We start from the raw sequence: 16,654 nt of genomic DNA on the forward strand, positions 1-16,654 counted from the left end.
CCAACCAACGGCGACTCAGGAGCCTCATCAACTCCAGCCTCATCCTCACCAGACGGAACCCCAGGCTTAGGCGCATCCTCACGACCAAACGGCGCAACAGGATTCTCTATTTCGGCGTCCACTGCACTGCGGATTTTCGCAAATTCAGCCAGATCTGTGACGGAGTTAAAAGCTTTCTTGAAAATTTCTTTCTGGAACTCATTTACGTCAGAATTTTCAAGTTTTTCTAAAACGTCGGGTTTCAATTCAGCCAAGATTTCTGCTTCTTTGGCTAACACTAAACTACGAACTTGGCCTTCCCACTGAGTCTTTTCTTCGTCGTCATTGAACTCAAAGTTTGCCCGTTCTGCTTCTGCCAGGATTTTGTTAGCAGTCTCAGCTCCACCCTGTGGTTCCTTTGAACGAAAACCTGCTTCGATTGCCTGTTCCCTTTGACCAAAATAGTCCTGCGCGGAAGGTTTATACCAGTCTGCAAATATCTCTTTTTCGAGTTCTTGGACCAACTGCCGAAATTCAGTTTCCCACTGTACTTTAGCGCCATCATCACCGAAGTGATGGGTCTCAGACAAAGCAGCTACATGCCCGGTAACTACCTCATCAATAGTTTTGTTTGGAGAGCCATCTTGCGAGCGCAGATCGGCTGCAATAGCGACCTTACGAGCATCGAAATATTCTTTAGCTGTCCGTAATGAATAACCTTCTCCTTCAAATTTAATTTCCCCGGCGGCTACCAGTTCATTAAAATATGACTTGATTTTTTTCTGGAGCTGAAATTCAAAACTACCAAAGTTAGATTCGTCAATACGATTGTGGAATTTCTCCGCAACCTTTGCAGTTGTTTCATCAGGATTCTGTGTCTCAATTAAATACGATTTAATTGACGCTTGCTCCTGCAGAAAAGCTTCGTCCGCAGTTGGAGCTTTCAGCCAGTCTTCTTCCTCAGATGCATCCCCAACAGTTTCATCGGTCGATTCTGGGGAGACTACGACATCCGTTTCACCGGCTTCGGTATTTGGAGTTTCAGTCTCCGCTGGCAGTTCGTCAGTGATTTTTACATCCTGGCCGCGATCAGTTGTTTCTTCTGCATAAGCAAAATTCACTGTAGCGATCGTGCTGCTTGTGACTGCAACTGCAGTTGCGATTGCAAGACCGCGGCGCTTAACAGTGCGAACAGCTGGCTTTGACTTAGACATGGTTTTCCCTCTCGATGAAGCTAGCAAGCATCCCCAACCCAGGTGAACACTTTTCAACACTCCAAAAATTACCTAATTGTATTAGTTTTTCCAAGTAAAATTCAGTTACCCCCCCCTTATTAAAGGATTCTTTTAGAGTTACCGCCCCACTACAACTCGATTAAACTTTATAATCAGCCATTACCAACCGCGACCTGCAGAAACATCGCGAAGGACAGGCCCCGCCTCGGAATACGCCCTCCATAGCTGATCATGCGATTCAGTCTCCGGGGGTAATAAAGTAATAACGCCAGCTATTCACTATTCTCACATTAATCACACACTTGTTCTTAATACGTATTCACAGCCGGTTACCATAACTCCATGCAGCAACCCCAAGATTCATCACGCACAGAAGTCGAACAAAGCGTAACTGCCCAACACATCGCAGACTTCCTCGCCAACCACACCGCGGATCTTTCCTGGCAACAAGCTTTTTACAACGATCTTCACGAACACCCAGAGCTTTCCCACCAGGAAGAACGCACAGCCGCTGCTATTCAGGTCGCGCTCACACGCTTCGACGTTGAGGTCACCACCAACATCGGCGGTCACGGCATCACCGCCGTCATGCGAAACAACGCCACAGAGCACACGCCCACCGCACTTATGCGCGCGGACTTCGACGCGTTATTCGTTGATGGCAAAAACCTGCACGCCTGCGGGCACGATATGCACACCACTGCCCTGCTCGGAGCACTCGCAATTCTGGATAACCTCCGCGAGCACTGGTCTGGCACCGTCATCGCACTGTTCCAACCAGCCGAAGAATCCTCCATCGGTGCCAAACTGATGCTCGAGGACGGCCTCGTCGACAAGATCCCCGCCCCAGATGTCTGCCTCGGCCAACACGTCATGCCTGGACGTGCGGGTGAAGTACAAACGCGCCGCGGTCCGTTAATGGCCGGCTGTGATTCCATCAAAGTCACCATCTTTGGCAAATCTGCCCACGCATCCATGCCACATAAATCAATCGACCCGACTTATACAGCGGCCATGATTGTCACCCGGCTGCAAGCCATCGTCGGCAGAGAAGTCGCCCCGGATGAGTTTTTCGTCATTTCCGTCGGCACGCTGCAATCCGGGGATACCAATAACATCATTCCGGACCGCGCAGAACTAGTTCTCAACACTCGCTATTATGATGAAGAACTCGCAGAACGCGTTTACGCTGCACTCAAACGCGTGGTACAAGCAGAAGTCGATGCCTCAGGCTCCACGCAACAGCCGATCTACAAGTTCTACGCCCACGGCGAAGTCGTCGATAATAACCCGGCGGTGTTTGAGCGCGTGCGCGCCAGCTTCGATGCGATATTCGGCGACGAAAGCGCCACCGCAAACCGCTCCACGGTCTCAGAAGATTTTACTTATCTTCCCAAAGCCTGGAATGCTCCGTACCTGTTCTGGTTTGTCGGTTCCACCCCGCACCAGCTGTGGGACGAGGCCGCCTCCCGCGGCACCATAGACACGGACGTGCCGGTCAACCACCAGGCAAACTTTGTGCCCGAATATAAACCAACAGTGCACGCAACCACCCTCGCGGGCGCTGGTGCACTGCTCAGTTTCGTCGCCAATACCTAGATACCTAGCGGCTAACTCTTCGGGGCGATGCGCACGTCTTCGCCAATCGCGTGAACGTGCACCATGTTGGTGTTACCTTCCACTCCCGGTGGGGTACCTGCCACCAGCACGATGACATCGTCGCGGTGATAACCATCAACCTTGACCAACTGCCGGTCCAACACATGCAGCATCTCATCGGTTGAAGCAACCTCTGGGCACAAGAACGTCTCGACGCCCCAGGTCAACGCCAGCTGCGAACGCACCCCCTCGTGCGGGGTGAACACCAACAGCGGCAGCTGCGAACGCAACCGCGACAAACGCTTTGCCGTATCACCGGAGGTGGTAAACGCCACCAGTGCTTTCGAATTCAATCGCTCAGCAATATCGCGGGCAGAATAAGCGATCACGCCGCGCTTGGTGCGCGGAATATGCCCCAGATCCGGCAATTCACCGATAGTTTCTGCTTCCAATACGATGCGCGACATCGTACGCACCACGTTGTGCGGGTCCACGCCCACCGAGGTCTCGCCGGACAGCATCACGGCATCAGCACCATCGAGCACCGCGTTAGCCACATCGGATGCCTCGGCACGCGTTGGGCGTGAATTCTCGATCATGGAATCCAGCATCTGCGTTGCCACGATCACCGGCTTGGCGTTTTCGCGAGCAATTTGAATCGCACGCTTTTGCACCAGCGGCACCTGCTCGAGTGGAACTTCCACACCCAAATCGCCACGTGCCACCATGACGGCATCGAAAGCCAAAATGATTGATTCGAGGGCATCGACGGCTTCTGGCTTTTCCAGCTTCGCGATCACCGGCAGGCGACGGCCTTCTTCATCCATGATGGCGTGCACCAAATCCACATCCGACGGGGAGCGCACAAACGACAACGCAATGAAATCCACCCCGAGGCGCAACGCGAAGCGCAGGTCCTCGATGTCTTTTTCCGACAGCGCGGGCACCGAAATATCCATGCCCGGAAGCGAAACGCCTTTGTTATTCGACACCGCCCCGCCCTCAGTCACACGGCAGACAACATCGGTACCATCGACCTCAACGCATTCCACGGCGACCTTGCCGTCGTCGATAAGCAGACGGTCACCGGCGCGGGCGTCGTCAGCAAGATTTTTATAGGTGGTTGACACCCGGTCATGGGTGCCTTCGACATCATCGACGGTGATACGCACCGTCTCGCCGGTTTCCCAGTAAGTTTCGTTTTCCACGAACCGACCCAGGCGAATCTTCGGCCCCTGCAGATCGGCCAGCACACCAACGGCCTTGCCGCTTTCAGCAGCGGCCTGGCGTACCCATTCATAGTTGCGTTGGTGATCTTCGTGTTCACCATGCGAGAAGTTCAATCGAGCAACGTTCATTCCGTCGCTGACCAAGCCAGCAATGGCTTCTTGGCTGGCAACGGCTGGTCCGAGTGTGCATACAATCTTTGTTCTTCTGTCCACGGCCCCAACCTTACCCGCATGCAGCTTGTCTAGTCAGCCCCCGAAGACTCCGTCGCGGCCTCGTTCACCGAAGATTCATCTGCCGCTGGTTTTTCCGCATCCACCCGGCCTTCCTGGACTTGCCGACGATAGCGTTTGCCCAACACGACGAACGCCAGCAGCGCGAGTGCGAACGCCACCACGGCAACCACCACGTTGACGCGCACGGCATCGAACAGCAGCGTGGCCTCGTCATCGCGCATCAGCTCGATCCAGAACCGACCCGCGGTATACCCCGCAACATACAAGGCGAAAACTTGCCCGCCACCTAGGCGGAAGCGCTTGTGTGCCCACAGCAAAAACAGGCAGACAGCGACGTTCCACAACAGCTCGTAAAGGAATGTGGGGTGTACCGTCGTCAAGACTTCACCGGTTGAGGTGCCCGTTACCGGGGCATAATTGCCCTGCTCGTCAACGCGGCGGTAGATCTCCAGCGCCCACGGAACATCGGTGGGACGGCCATAAAGTTCCTGGTTAAACCAGTTGCCCAGCCGGCCGATAGCTTGAGCAAGCACGATAGCCGGCGCTGCAGCATCCGCGAACGGGGCAAGTCGAATGCCACGGATTTTAAACATCACCGCAACGGCAATGGTGCCCAACGCGATCGCGCCCCAGATACCCAAACCACCATTAGTGATACGCAGGGCGTCGACAGGGTCACAATCGGCACAAAAATACTTATGGTGATCGGTGATGACGTGATAAATCCGACCACCGATCACTCCCGCCGGGATCGCGACGATCGCTGCATCCCAGACCACATTCGAATCACCACCGGCACGCACATAGCGTGCTTGGGTAACATAAAGCGCGACGATGATACCCGCGATAATGCACAAGGCATACGCACGCAGCGGCAACGGGCCCAACTGCCAGACGGCTTGCGGAGGGGACGGAATATTCGCCAAAAAATCTACAGTCACGCCTTAGCATTGTGCCATAGATCAGAGCTGGCGTATCGGGCACGCCGGGTGCACCCCGGCTGCCACCAACGCACGCGCCACATCCGCTGGTCGCGGTGCCGACATCAACGCTTCACCGACCAACACGGCATCAGCACCCCATCCGGCATAGCGCCACAACTCCCGCGCGCCCAGCACGCCACCAAGTCCGATGCGAACCACAGACTCTGGCAAATGCGGCACGATCGCTGCAAAACGATCCGGCTGCAAACTGTGCGAATTTAACTCACGGGCATTAATACCCACCACGCGCACGCCGGCAGCCATCGCGCGTTGGGCTTGTTCCACGCTGCGGACTTCTGCCAACGCCGTCATGCCCAGGCTTTCGATGCGGTCCACCAACGCCTCGAACCGCGGTTGTTCCAGCAGCTCTACTTGCAGCGGGACGATATCCGCACCGAAAAAGCGCGCTTCATGCACCTGGTATGGATCAACGATGATATCCCGACACAACATTGGCGCCGAAGTCGCCGTGCGTGCGGTAGCCATGTCTTCCAGCGAACCCCGGAAACGCAACCGCTCAGTTTGGCACGCAATCGCGGCAACACCGGCAGATTCGAAGCCTTGCGCCAGGCTAGCGACGTCGGCAAGCGTATCCACCGCCCCAAAATCAATCAGGCAATCTGCAGCAGACGCACTGCCGTAGCGGGAAGATTGACCAAAACGAACCGCGGGTTTAGCACGCTTAATCTCTGCAATCACACTACAGCCAGGCTGCGACAAAATCGGCACAATCGGGCGGGGCGCAGCCACGGCACGGGAGAGCGCTTTGATGTCCACGAAGGGCAAACGGGCCTCGCGGGCGGCAACATCGACCAGGATATCGGCGACAATATCCTTCGCTGTGCCTAGCGTCGTGACCACGTGCCCACCCCTTCTCTTCGTTGACCGCGGGTTGTGCTGCTATCGGTAGCTTTGAGTATTCCACATCACTGTTACGAATACCAAGGTGCACCTAATTTTTGGGGGCGGAGCGGCGATCCTCGCTCAGATCCTCGCTCGGATCAATACTCGGATCAATATCTGCATCGAGCGCATCCCACAGCACGCGACCGGAATCCGGGCTTTCTTCCAATTCCCGCTCAATCTTGTCTTCCCGAGCAGATTGGCGCTCATATTTGTTCAGCCGCGCCGGATCTGCCCCCGGACGCATCGCCAACAACACCCCGGCAAACACCACGAGCGCACACGCCGCCAAACTGACGATCGGCCCTGCCGTCTGCGGCTGCACAGCCACCACACTCGCCCATTCGCTAATGCCTTCTGCGTTCACGGCCGTGTCATTCGTTGCCGCCGCGCGCAACACATTGCGGGCGTGCTCGGGATCTGGGGTGCCAGCGAGCATCGACAATCCCGACCAGCTCGCAGCGATGGCGGCCAGCGCGCACAAAATACCGACGACGCGCCGCCCCAGGCGTCGTAAAGCATGCCCCGCGACAGAACCAGCCACGATAACCAAGGCCAAGGCAGTCAGCTCCATCGACCACTGCCCACCGCTGATGGCAATGGTACGGCCCCCGGCAAGCTCATCGGCAGTGTCAGCCACAACCCAATCCATCCGGGATGCACCCCATAAACCGGCGGCACCCACGGCCAACAACAGCGCAGAAACGCGATGCGAAATCATCGTTTTAGGCTAGCAAAACGTCTGCATCGAAACACGTGCGATCACCCGTGTGGCACGCTCCGCCGCGTTGGCGGACCCGCAGCAACACCGTATCGCCATCGCAATCGAGCGCAACCGATTCAACGTATTGCGTATTTCCCGAGGTCAACCCCTTGATCCAGTATTCCTGGCGCGAGCGCGAATAATACGTGCCGCGGCGCGTTGCCAGCGTATACGCCAGCGCATGCGTGTCCATCCAGGCCAGCATCAGCACTTCAGCGGTATCGGCGGCTTGCACGACGGCAGGAACCAGCCCAGCGTCGTTGAGCTTGAGGCGCTTGACGACGCCCGGGGCCAGCTCGTAATCGGCGGGATTGTCACTTCCGGCTTCGCTGGAGTTTTTGTTCGGTGTGGTCTCGTGTGTCATCGCCGTACCGTCAATCCTGCATCGTGCATGGATTGTTTCACTTCGTCGATCGCAACCTCACCGAAGTGGAAAATCGAGGCCGCCAGCACCGCATCCGCGCCAGAGGCGATCGCGGGAGGAAAATGCTCGGCAGCACCCGCCCCGCCGGAGGCAATCACCGGAAGGTTGGTGTGCTCACGCACCGCAGCGATCAATTCGAGATCAAACCCCGCCTTCGTGCCATCGCCGTCCATGGAGTTCAACAAAATCTCACCCACGCCGAGTTCTTCTCCTGTGCGCACCCATTCGATGGCATCCAGGTCAGCAGACTTCGAACCACCGTGCGTGGTGACTTCAAAACCAGACGGGGTGTGTGGTGCTCGACGGGCATCGACAGAAAGCACGATGCACTGCGAGCCAAAGCGCCGCGAGAGCTCACGCAGCAGCTCCGGGCGTGCGATGGCCGCAGTATTGATAGAAACTTTATCGGCACCGGCACGCAGCAGCTCGTTGACATCATCGGCACTGCGCACCCCGCCGCCGACAGTCAGCGGGATGAAAACCTGCTCTGCAGTCAACCGCACAACCTCCAGCATGGTGCCCCGGCCTTGTTTTGAGGCAGAGACATCCAAAAAGGTCAGCTCATCGGCGCCTTCGGCCTCGTAGCGGCGGGCGAGTTCGACCGGATCGCCGGCATCACGCAAGCCTGCAAAATTCACGCCTTTGACCACGCGGCCGTCTTTGACATCCAAACAGGGAATCACCCTCGTTGCCAGACTCACTGCCCCTGCCCTTTCTGTTTACTACTTAATTTTCTCGCACCAGGCGGTGCAGCCGGTGATGAATATCAGCACTGCCAGCGATGATTCCATTCGACCGAGTCGTCCACGGCCTGCCTTCCAGGTCCGTAACCACCAAACCGGCTTCGGAATTTAACAGCGCCCCCGCAGCGTTATCCCACGGGTACGGCGAAAAATTCATGATGCCATCAAAAACACCTTCTGCAGCAAATGCCAGATCAAGCCCGACGGAACCGGTGATGCGCGTCGACAAGCCCTGCGAGACGATATCTTCCAGCATTTGCGCGCGACGGTGCGCAGAAACCTGGTCGACGGCAGCCGAGCCCACATTCGAGGCACCAATATGCCCGTGCGGGCGGTGTCGGTCGAAGTGTTCGCCATTGCGCAATACTCCCCCACCGACGACGGCACTAATGCGCTTGTGCAACATGGGCAGAGCGATCATGCCGACGACGGGACGGTAATTCGCAACCAGCGCGACGTTGATCGCGCACATCGGGTTACCGGCAGCAAAATTTGCCGTGCCATCGATTGGATCAATCACCCACGCGGGTTCTTCACCGATCTCACCACCATGTTCTTCCCCGCAGACGGTCGCGCCGCCAATGCCGTGCAGGGTTTCGCGCAAATATTCTTCAATGGCGAAATCAACGGTGGTCACCGGCGAGCCACCTGATTTGCGGCGGGCGGGCGCAGTGCCAAAGCCAGCACGAAACATCTCTTCGGCCTCGCCAAGCAGTTCTTCCAGCTGTGCCAGATGCTGCGTGGCCTTAGTTCCAGTCGTCTCGGATGCGTCCATGGTAAAACCCGATCCTAGCCGTGTGTGGCCTTGCTTACTAGTCCAGCAACCAGTTCTAGTGCTTCGCTAAGAGCAAAACGGTTTTCATACAGCGCCTTACCAATGATTGCAGAGTCGATGCCTTCGTCGGCATACTGCGCCAACGCGGAGATGTCATCCAAGCTAGAAATTCCGCCCGAGGCAGTGATTTTGGCATCGGTGGCCGCACTCACCTCACGCAGCAACTCCACGTTGGGCCCACTCAGCGTTCCGTCTTTGGAGACATCCGTGACCACGAAGCGCTGGCAACCAGCAGCATCCAAACGTTCCAAAACTTCCCAAAGATCACCGCCGTCGGACTCCCAGCCGCGACCGCGGGTGCGCCAGTCGCCGGCTTCATCCTTGAGCACGGCAAGATCAATGGCGACGACGTCGGCATGCTCTGCGAGAACTTTTTCTATCCATTCCGGTTTTTCCAATGCCGCGGTGCCGATGTTGACCCGGCGTGCCCCCGTCGCCAGTGCGCGTTGCAGCGAGGCGTCGTCGCGGATGCCACCGGTGAGCTCAATTTTGACGTGCTGAGTGTCGAGGTCGCGCACGATGTCTGCCAGCAGCTCGTGGTTGGAACCGCGGCCAAAAGCAGCATCCAGATCAACGCAGTGGATCCATTCCGCTCCGGCATCCTGCCAACGCCGGGCAGCCTCGAGCGGGTCGCCGTAGGATTTTTCGGTGCCCGCAGCGCCTTGGTCTAGGCGTACAGCGCGCCCTTCGACGACATCAACAGCAGGTAGCAGCGTGAATTTCATCGGCAGCCTTTCTAAAGCGTGGTGATCCAGTTGCGCAGCAGTTGCGAACCAGCAGCGCCAGATTTTTCCGGGTGAAACTGGGTGGCCCACAATGCACCATTGTCGACGGCAGCCACAAAACGATCACTTTCATGCGTCGACCACGCGACCTTGGGCGGGGCAGAAAAATCTGTGCTGTCTAGCTCCCAAGTGCGCACGCCGTAGGAGTGGACAAAATAAAAGCGTTCGTCGTCGTCAAGCTCGGCAAACATCGGCGAATCGGGCTGTTCCACGGTATTCCACCCCATGTGCGGCAAAATCTTCGCCTGCAAGCGCTCCACGCTTCCCGGCCATTCGCCACAGCCTTCTGCGGCCTCATCGTGCTCGCGGCCGTGCTCGAACAGCACCTGCATGCCTACGCAGATACCGAGCACGGGGCGTTCGCCGGCTAGACGCTGGCCGATGATGCGGGGGCCATGCACCGCGCGCAAACCACGCATGCAGGCAGCGAACGCTCCCACACCGGGCACCAGAAGGCCATCGGCGTTGAGGCAGGTCTGCGGGTCGTGGGTAATTTCTACTTCCGCGCCGACGTGTTCGAGGGCGCGGTAGGCGCTGCGGATGTTTCCGGAACCATAGTCAAGCAGGGCAACAGTCGGGCTCATAGCAGACAGTCTAGGCTATGGCCGCTTGCCGAAACGCAGGCGGGAAGCATTTCTGCGGCTGTAGCGCCACGCGCGCCCTGCGGTACGTGCACCAGGGACTTGGCGCAAGCGGCCGCGAATGTGATGGTAATCGGTGGTGCGGTGCTTGCCAATATAGGCATCCATGCTGGTCAAGAAAATAATCAGCAAAACAATACCCGCGGCAGCCAGGTAGGTGCCGCCGTAGCCGTAGCCCGCAACCAGCGCACCGAGTGCAAGGGAACCCAGGCCGGTGCCGGCGTCGTAGAAAATATTCCACACCGCCGAGGCTTCGGAGAATTTGTGTCGAGGCAAACGGTCAAACATCGACAGCAGGGCTTCATTTTGCATGCCTCCGAATGCCGCGCCGAACAGCAGCGCCGAGAGCACCAGCCACCAAATCGACCAGCCGCCGATCGTCGCCACGGCCATCAACAGCATGCTGAGCAGGCCCAGGAATTGCATGGGAATCATGAGTAAGCCTGGTTTGCCCGTACGATCGGCCACCAGCCCGGAAACCAGGCGGAAGATGAAGGTCATCGCACCGATCAAAGAGAGCATGAAGCCGGCCAGCACCGCACCAGTTGCGGGATCAGCTTCACGCACCGAGGCTGGTAAAAACGACGAGACCACGCCGTAGCTCATGGAAATGCTTGTCATCGCAAGCGCCGGGACGAGCACCAGCTTCCACATCGATACGTGAACCACCGGGCTGCTGTCGTCATCGGCGGTCGCAGGATATAACTTCGGCAGCCGCATGATCATCGCCACCGCAATCAACGCGGTAGCCGCGGCAAGTAGATAGACCGTGTGATAACCCCAGGCATTGCCCATCATCAGGCCCAGCGGCATGAACACCATCTGCGCGCTGCCGACGAACACCCCCAAAATGCCGGTGGCTTTGCCCAACAGGCGAATGGGCACGAACTCGGCGATCAAGGCAGATTGCGCCACGGTCAGCGCACCGAAGCCGACACCACGCAGCGCAGAGAACACCAGCACGATCCAGGCATCCATGCCCAACAAGTGCCCGAGTGCCGGCACACCAAGCATGAAGGCAGAAACCATCATCACCGGGTTATAGCCGAACTTGCGCACCAGCTTGGGGGTGAAAATCTGGATGGCCACGGTCGCAGCCATGAACGCTCCGGTGGCACCACCGGCGAGAGTCGCTGACCCACCGGAATCGAGCACAGCGAGTGGCAAGACGGGCAGCAGCAAGGAAAATGCACCGTAGGCGCAGGCGATTGCCACCATCGTGGAGGTAAACCCGCGCACTTTCCAGATGGACGTCTCGGTGGTCTTCGTGTCCCCCGACTGGCCTGTAGTTTCGCCTAGCTGGGTCGTGCTCGTGGTCTTGTCGGCGTGGTTGTTGTTTTCACCACCATGCTGCTGACTCATCTGGCCTACTGCTCCTCGCTGTGAACTCACCTACATCTCGTCGAATAATCCATGCTCTTGCGCCACGCAGCGTATGAAGACAGAAAAATCTGCGCGCGGGCACAACAGTACGTGCATTCAAAATACATGAAGGTAAGCTTCGCAAGACCATGAGGGTGAGCCAGCGAAGGAGCTACCGGTGAATGAGCGGCTACGTATACGCAGAATAGCCGCTGAGCGGCTACGGCATTTGTGCGGTCATCATCCACACCGCAAGTACTGTCAGCAAAACCGCGGCGAGAGCGGCAATGATCGTCCAGGCTTTAGCTCCTGCCCGATAGGCGCTGACGGCACCACCGGCGAGCAAACCAGCAAACAAGAAAACAATCAGCACCGAAACATTCGCCATTACAGCGCACCTTTCGTCGACGGAATGTGGCCTGCTTGTTTCGGATCAATCAGCACCGCAGCGCGCAATGCACGCGCAACGGCCTTGAACTCCGCTTCGGTGATATGGTGCGGGTCGCGACCATAGTGGCACCGCACATGCAGGGTTAAGCCAGCGTGCTTGGCAAAGGTATCGAAAAAATGCTCGTTCATCACCGTGGCGTAGTGGCCACCGATGATCTGGTGCACCAGATGCTCGGGTTCGCCAATGAACACGCAATACGGCCTGCCAGAAATATCCACCACGGCTTCCACCAATGCTTCATCCATGGGTAGTTGCTGTTGCCCAAATCGCGTGATCCCAGCTTTGTCACCGAGTGCTTGGGCGAATGCTTCCCCCAGCACAATCGCGGTATCTTCCACCGTATGGTGCGCATCGACTTCAATATCACCGCGCGCGGCAACCCGTAGGCCGAACCCGCCATGCAGCGCAAAAGCGGTGAGCATGTGATCAAAAAACGGCAGACCCGTGGTGATTTCCGCGTGCGCCGGGCCATCCAGGTTGATCTCGACAGAAATATCAGATTCGCTGGTTGCCCGCTGATGCGTGCCTACCCGACGGCTCATCGTTGCACCTCCCGTGCTGCCTGCACAAACGCTTCATTTTCTTCCGGTGTACCAATCGTCGCACGCAAGAAGCCTGCAACGCCAACATCGCGGATCAGTACGCCCCGATCCAAGAATTGTTGCCACACGGCATGCTGATCAGCGAACTCACCAAAGAACACAAAATTCGACTCGCTCGGCATCACGCGATAACCGAGCTCTTCCAACCCGGCAACAACCTGGTGGCGGCCTTCGATGAGCTTGTCGACGTCGGCTAGGGTCTCGTCGGCATGGCGCAGCGCCGCGCGCGCAGCAGCTTGGGTCACGCTCGACAGGTGGTACGGCAAGCGCACCAGTTGCACGGCTTCGACGAAAGCTGGGTCAGCAACGAAATATCCCAGCCGCACTCCGGCGAAATCGAAAGCTTTCGACATGGTGCGCGAGACCACGAGCTTTTCTGGGTACTGCGCCACCAACGTGGTCGCCGAAGGGCTTGCCGAAAATTCTGCGTATGCCTCATCCACGATGACGATGCCGTCGGTGGCCTGGCAGAGCTGCTCGATCTCATCCAGGCTGGTCGGTGTTCCGGTCGGGTTATTCGGCGTGGTGATGAACACGACCGACGGCTTGCGCTCAGCAATCACAGCCAATGCTGCATCCATGTCGACGGTGAAATCTGCTCGGCGCGGCACGTTAATAAATTCAGTGTGCGTGCCCGCCGCCAAGATCGGGTGCATGGAATACGACGGTTGGAAACCCAACACACTGCGCCCCGGCCCGCCAAAGGCTTGCAGCAATTGCTGCAAAATCTCATTAGAACCATTCGCCGCCCAGACATTGTCTGCGGTAACTGCCACCCCGGTGCGCCCAGTGATATACGCAGCGAGATCTTCCCGTAGTTGCACCGCATCGCGGTCTGGATAGCGGTTGAGCTTCGAGGCCAGCTGCTTGATCTCTGCGAGCAGCGATTCCACCAGTGCCGGCGACGGCGGGTACGGGTTTTCGTTGGTGTTCAGCGCCACCGGCACCGCAAGTTGTGGTGCGCCGTAGGCGTGCTGGCCGCGCAATTCTTCGCGCAGTGGCAAACGGGAAATATCGACCATGGATTTAGCTTTCTACCGTGCTTTCTTGCGTACCTTGTGGCTCCGTACCGTGTGACGCAGTACCTTGTGGCGCACCGTCTGCCGCGTTCACGAATCGCGCACGGATCGCCTCGCCATGGGCTGGCAATTGTTCAGCCGCAGAAAACGCGATGACGTGCTCTGCGACCGCACGCAAACCTGCTTGCGAATAATCAATCAGGTTCACTGGACGCAGGAACGTGTGCGTCGACAAGCCCGCAGAAAACCGTGCGGTACCACCAGTCGGCAACACGTGATTCGAACCAGCGACGTAATCACCCAACGGCACCGGAGAGAATTCCCCAACGAAGATCGCGCCAGCGTGACGGACTCTTTCTGCTACTTCTCGGGCGTTTTCTGTGTGCACTTCCAGGTGCTCGGCTGCATAGGCATCGGCAACGCGGATTGCTTGGTCAATATCGTCGACAAGCACAATCCCCGACTGTTGGCCACGCAATGCCTGTTCCACGCGCGCATGGTTGGCGGTCACGCCGTAGCGCTGTTCGATTTCTTGGTTGACCTGCGCAGCGAAACCCTCATCGGTGGTGATCAGCACGCTGGCTGCCATTTCGTCGTGTTCTGCCTGGGAAATCAAATCGTAAGCCACCCAGGTCGGGTTCGCGGTGTGATCAGCAATGATCGCAATCTCGGTGGGCCCGGCTTCGGAGTCAATACCGACAACTCCCTGCACCAAGCGTTTCGCGGCAGCAACATAGATATTGCCGGGCCCGGTGATCATGTCGACGGGCTCGCAGACGTTCTCGGGGCTCTGGGCGCTCGCGCCAGGATTCCCCACACCGTCGTCGCCATATGCCAACAGCGCGACGGCTTGCGCACCACCCACGGCCCAAACTTCATCGACGCCCAGCATCTGGCACACTGCCAAGATGGTGGGGTGCGGCCAACCACCGCAATCTTCTTGCGGCGGGCTGGTGACCACCAACGACTGCGCGCCAGCTTCTTGCGCCGGTACTGCGTTCATGATCACCGAGGATGGGTAGACGGCTTGCCCACCCGGCACGTAGAGGCCAACGCGCTCGACGGGACGGAAAACTTCGGTAACCCGTGCACCGTCGGCAAGCTCGGTGGTGTGGCTGGAAGGCTTCTGCTCACGGTGCACTTTGCGTGTGCGGGCGATCGCTTCGGCAATCGCAGCGCGGACGTCAGGTTCCAGGCTGCCCACTGCACGATCAATGACCTCATCAGGCACGCGAACCGACCCTGGGCGCACACGGTCAAAGCGCTCGCCGAAATCCAAAGCCGCACCAGCGCCGCCGGTTTTCACTGCATCGATAATTGGTGCCACCGTCGGTATCACCGAGGAAATATCTGTGCCACCGCGCGGTAGGCTGCGGCGCAACTGTGTGGTGGTGGGCACTTGGCCTCGCAGGTCGATTGTGCTTAACACCGTGCTGGCTCCTTCATGCTGGCTAAGCTGTTTCGGATGGTTGCCGGGCTTTCTGCCCGCTCTGCTCAGCCCGGCTTCGGTTCTCGGACTGAGTAGGTTGTGTAGGTTGCTCACTCGCAGGGGTGAGAACCTGCAACGACCAATACACAAGCATAGCCACGAATGGCGCGATGAGGTAACCCGAAATACCTGGTTTTGCAGGCGCAACCGTCGTGATCGTGGTCCCCGGTGCCAATTGTTCCGCACCACCAACGCCATGCACGCTCATGCCAACGACATCGCCCACCGCCAAAAACGACACTGCGCCAGCTAATGCTACGACGCCGAGCCATAGCAGGTCGACAAGCTTGCGCGAGCCTTGCGTGAGGTAGGCGAAAATTGCCAACGCCACAGACAATGCGGCGGTGACGATCACGAACGTGGCGAAGGCGCGAAAATGGCTCGAATCAGAATAATCCGGGATCACTCGCTCGATGTTGACGACTTCCGCCGAAAATTGCGGACGCAGCAACCCCCAGACTGCGCCGCCGACGGAATATACGATCAGTGCCAGCCCGATCAGACCGGCACGATCTCCCAGCCACCGCGGTATTATTCTCGCCATAAATTACTTACAGAACTTCCACTTGCCATCTTCGAGCTGGTATCGCTGCACGCCCTCGTCGATGCCCTGTGGAGTATTGGTGCGCACAGTCGCAGACGCACGGTCACCGTTGCGCTGAATATTAGTCACCGATTCGATGCCGGATTGATTCGGCACCATTTCATAAGCCTGCTGCATGAGCGCACGAGACTGTGGATCCCAAGCGTCAACGTTGAATGCTTCTGCACCACCGATCTCATTCAACACCGCAGCGCAGGTGTTGTTCGGGATATAGCTAATGAAATCCGCTAGATTGTTTTGCTGGTACTGGCCATCAACCAGTTGCCGGATTTCATTGGCAGTCTGCTCATCTGCGTTCTGGCCGCCTTCTACGGGCGCGACGTTCATGCGCTGCGCATTGGCATCATTCCCAAACGGGTTCACTGGCTGGCCGTCGTGGTTACCCTGCGGAGCTGGCCCGCCGTTGGGGCCGCCGGTTGCCGCGTGGTCTTTCGGCTTGTGCTCGCCATCTGGATGAGCTTCTTTGTCCTTATCCTCGCCATCTTTTTCAGCATCGTGCTCTGGATCTTCCGTCGGGGTTTCCGCAGCGGTCTCAGACGTGCTCGTGACAGTCGAGGTGTTCTTCGCAGCGGTTTCCTCATCAGCCGATGAGCACCCAGCCACAAAGAGTGGGGCCAGTGCGGCAACGGCCACAATGGCTTTTTTGGGTGTCAGGGACAAAGACATGGATACTCCTTGAATAATTATTTGGGGGAAACTTGCCGGTGAGAGAAAACCCCGGAGAGGACAACTCCACTTTCCGGCACTTTCGCCCACTGGCGCAGTGTCCTGCAA

General features: G+C 57.8%; 18 protein-coding genes. 1 reads left to right on the forward strand and 17 read right to left on the reverse strand.

The features are described 5' to 3' along the window. On the reverse strand, positions 1–1,193 hold a 1,193-nt coding region (locus U1140_RS05885), incomplete at its 3' end, for a hypothetical protein (protein WP_369846608.1). A 363-nt stretch (positions 1,194–1,556) separates the two neighbouring features. On the opposite strand from U1140_RS05885, the gene U1140_RS05890 reads away from it, so the two are divergent. Further along, the gene (locus U1140_RS05890; RefSeq protein ID WP_369846609.1) at positions 1,557–2,813 is read left to right on the forward strand and encodes an amidohydrolase; all 1,257 of its coding nucleotides are present in this window, start codon (positions 1,557–1,559) and stop codon (positions 2,811–2,813) included. 11 nt (positions 2,814–2,824) lie between these two features. On the opposite strand, the gene pyk is transcribed toward U1140_RS05890, so the two are convergent. The 16 genes from pyk to U1140_RS05970 all read right to left on the reverse strand — a co-directional run bounded on the left by pyk (position 2,825) and on the right by U1140_RS05970 (position 16,546). Beyond that, positions 2,825–4,255, reverse strand: coding sequence for a pyruvate kinase (pyk, locus tag U1140_RS05895; protein WP_369846610.1), 1,431 nt, complete (start codon positions 4,253–4,255; stop codon positions 2,825–2,827). Positions 4,256–4,284: 29 nt separating this feature from the next. Continuing rightward, complete coding sequence (gene lgt / locus U1140_RS05900) at positions 4,285–5,217, reverse strand: prolipoprotein diacylglyceryl transferase (RefSeq protein WP_369846611.1); 933 nt, start codon at positions 5,215–5,217, stop codon at positions 4,285–4,287. A 21-nt stretch (positions 5,218–5,238) separates the two neighbouring features. Then, positions 5,239–6,120, reverse strand: coding sequence for an indole-3-glycerol phosphate synthase TrpC (locus tag U1140_RS05905; protein WP_369846612.1), 882 nt, complete (start codon positions 6,118–6,120; stop codon positions 5,239–5,241). Between the two features lie 91 nt (positions 6,121–6,211). Beyond that, positions 6,212–6,883 (reverse strand): TIGR02234 family membrane protein, encoded by a 672-nt coding sequence (locus U1140_RS05910; RefSeq protein WP_369846613.1) that lies wholly within the window; start codon positions 6,881–6,883, stop codon positions 6,212–6,214. A gap of 4 nt (positions 6,884–6,887) precedes the next feature. Beyond that, positions 6,888–7,289 carry a phosphoribosyl-AMP cyclohydrolase gene (hisI, locus tag U1140_RS05915; protein WP_369846614.1) on the reverse strand — a complete coding sequence of 134 codons (402 nt, stop codon included), beginning with the start codon at positions 7,287–7,289 and terminating at the stop codon, positions 6,888–6,890. Continuing rightward, complete coding sequence (gene hisF / locus U1140_RS05920) at positions 7,286–8,050, reverse strand: imidazole glycerol phosphate synthase subunit HisF (protein WP_369846615.1); 765 nt, start codon at positions 8,048–8,050, stop codon at positions 7,286–7,288. The genes hisI and hisF overlap by 4 nt, the downstream gene beginning before the upstream one ends. A gap of 25 nt (positions 8,051–8,075) precedes the next feature. Further along, entirely contained in the window at positions 8,076–8,867 is a 792-nt protein-coding gene (locus tag U1140_RS05925; protein ID WP_369846616.1) for an inositol monophosphatase family protein, read from the reverse strand. Between the two features lie 14 nt (positions 8,868–8,881). Continuing rightward, positions 8,882–9,652, reverse strand: a complete 771-nt coding sequence (priA, locus tag U1140_RS05930) for a bifunctional 1-(5-phosphoribosyl)-5-((5-phosphoribosylamino)methylideneamino)imidazole-4-carboxamide isomerase/phosphoribosylanthranilate isomerase PriA (RefSeq protein WP_369846617.1) — start codon at positions 9,650–9,652, stop codon at positions 8,882–8,884. 11 nt (positions 9,653–9,663) lie between these two features. Continuing rightward, complete coding sequence (hisH, locus tag U1140_RS05935) at positions 9,664–10,296, reverse strand: imidazole glycerol phosphate synthase subunit HisH (RefSeq protein ID WP_369846618.1); 633 nt, start codon at positions 10,294–10,296, stop codon at positions 9,664–9,666. A 15-nt stretch (positions 10,297–10,311) separates the two neighbouring features. Beyond that, positions 10,312–11,571, reverse strand: coding sequence for an MFS transporter (locus U1140_RS05940; RefSeq protein WP_369846706.1), 1,260 nt, complete (start codon positions 11,569–11,571; stop codon positions 10,312–10,314). 364 nt (positions 11,572–11,935) lie between these two features. Continuing rightward, positions 11,936–12,103: a hypothetical protein gene (locus U1140_RS05945; protein ID WP_369846619.1), complete on the reverse strand. Its 168-nt coding sequence runs from the start codon at positions 12,101–12,103 to the stop codon at positions 11,936–11,938. Continuing rightward, a complete protein-coding gene (gene hisB, locus U1140_RS05950; RefSeq protein ID WP_369846620.1) occupies positions 12,103–12,708 on the reverse strand; it encodes an imidazoleglycerol-phosphate dehydratase HisB in 606 nt (201 codons plus the stop codon). Before hisB ends, U1140_RS05945 begins: the two co-directional genes overlap by 1 nt. Beyond that, entirely contained in the window at positions 12,705–13,790 is a 1,086-nt protein-coding gene (locus tag U1140_RS05955) for a histidinol-phosphate transaminase (RefSeq protein WP_369846621.1), read from the reverse strand. Before U1140_RS05955 ends, hisB begins: the two co-directional genes overlap by 4 nt. Positions 13,791–13,794: 4 nt before the next feature. Then, complete coding sequence (gene hisD, locus U1140_RS05960; protein ID WP_369846622.1) at positions 13,795–15,216, reverse strand: histidinol dehydrogenase; 1,422 nt, start codon at positions 15,214–15,216, stop codon at positions 13,795–13,797. Positions 15,217–15,238: 22 nt separating this feature from the next. Beyond that, the gene (locus U1140_RS05965) at positions 15,239–15,820 is read right to left on the reverse strand and encodes a hypothetical protein (RefSeq protein WP_369846623.1); all 582 of its coding nucleotides are present in this window, start codon (positions 15,818–15,820) and stop codon (positions 15,239–15,241) included. A 3-nt stretch (positions 15,821–15,823) separates the two neighbouring features. Next, positions 15,824–16,546, reverse strand: a complete 723-nt coding sequence (locus U1140_RS05970; RefSeq protein ID WP_369846624.1) for a hypothetical protein — start codon at positions 16,544–16,546, stop codon at positions 15,824–15,826. Positions 16,547–16,654: the final 108 nt, after the last annotated feature.

The organism is Corynebacterium drakensteinense, from assembly GCF_041224285.1.
Classification (GTDB): Bacteria; Actinomycetota; Actinomycetes; order Mycobacteriales; family Mycobacteriaceae; genus Corynebacterium.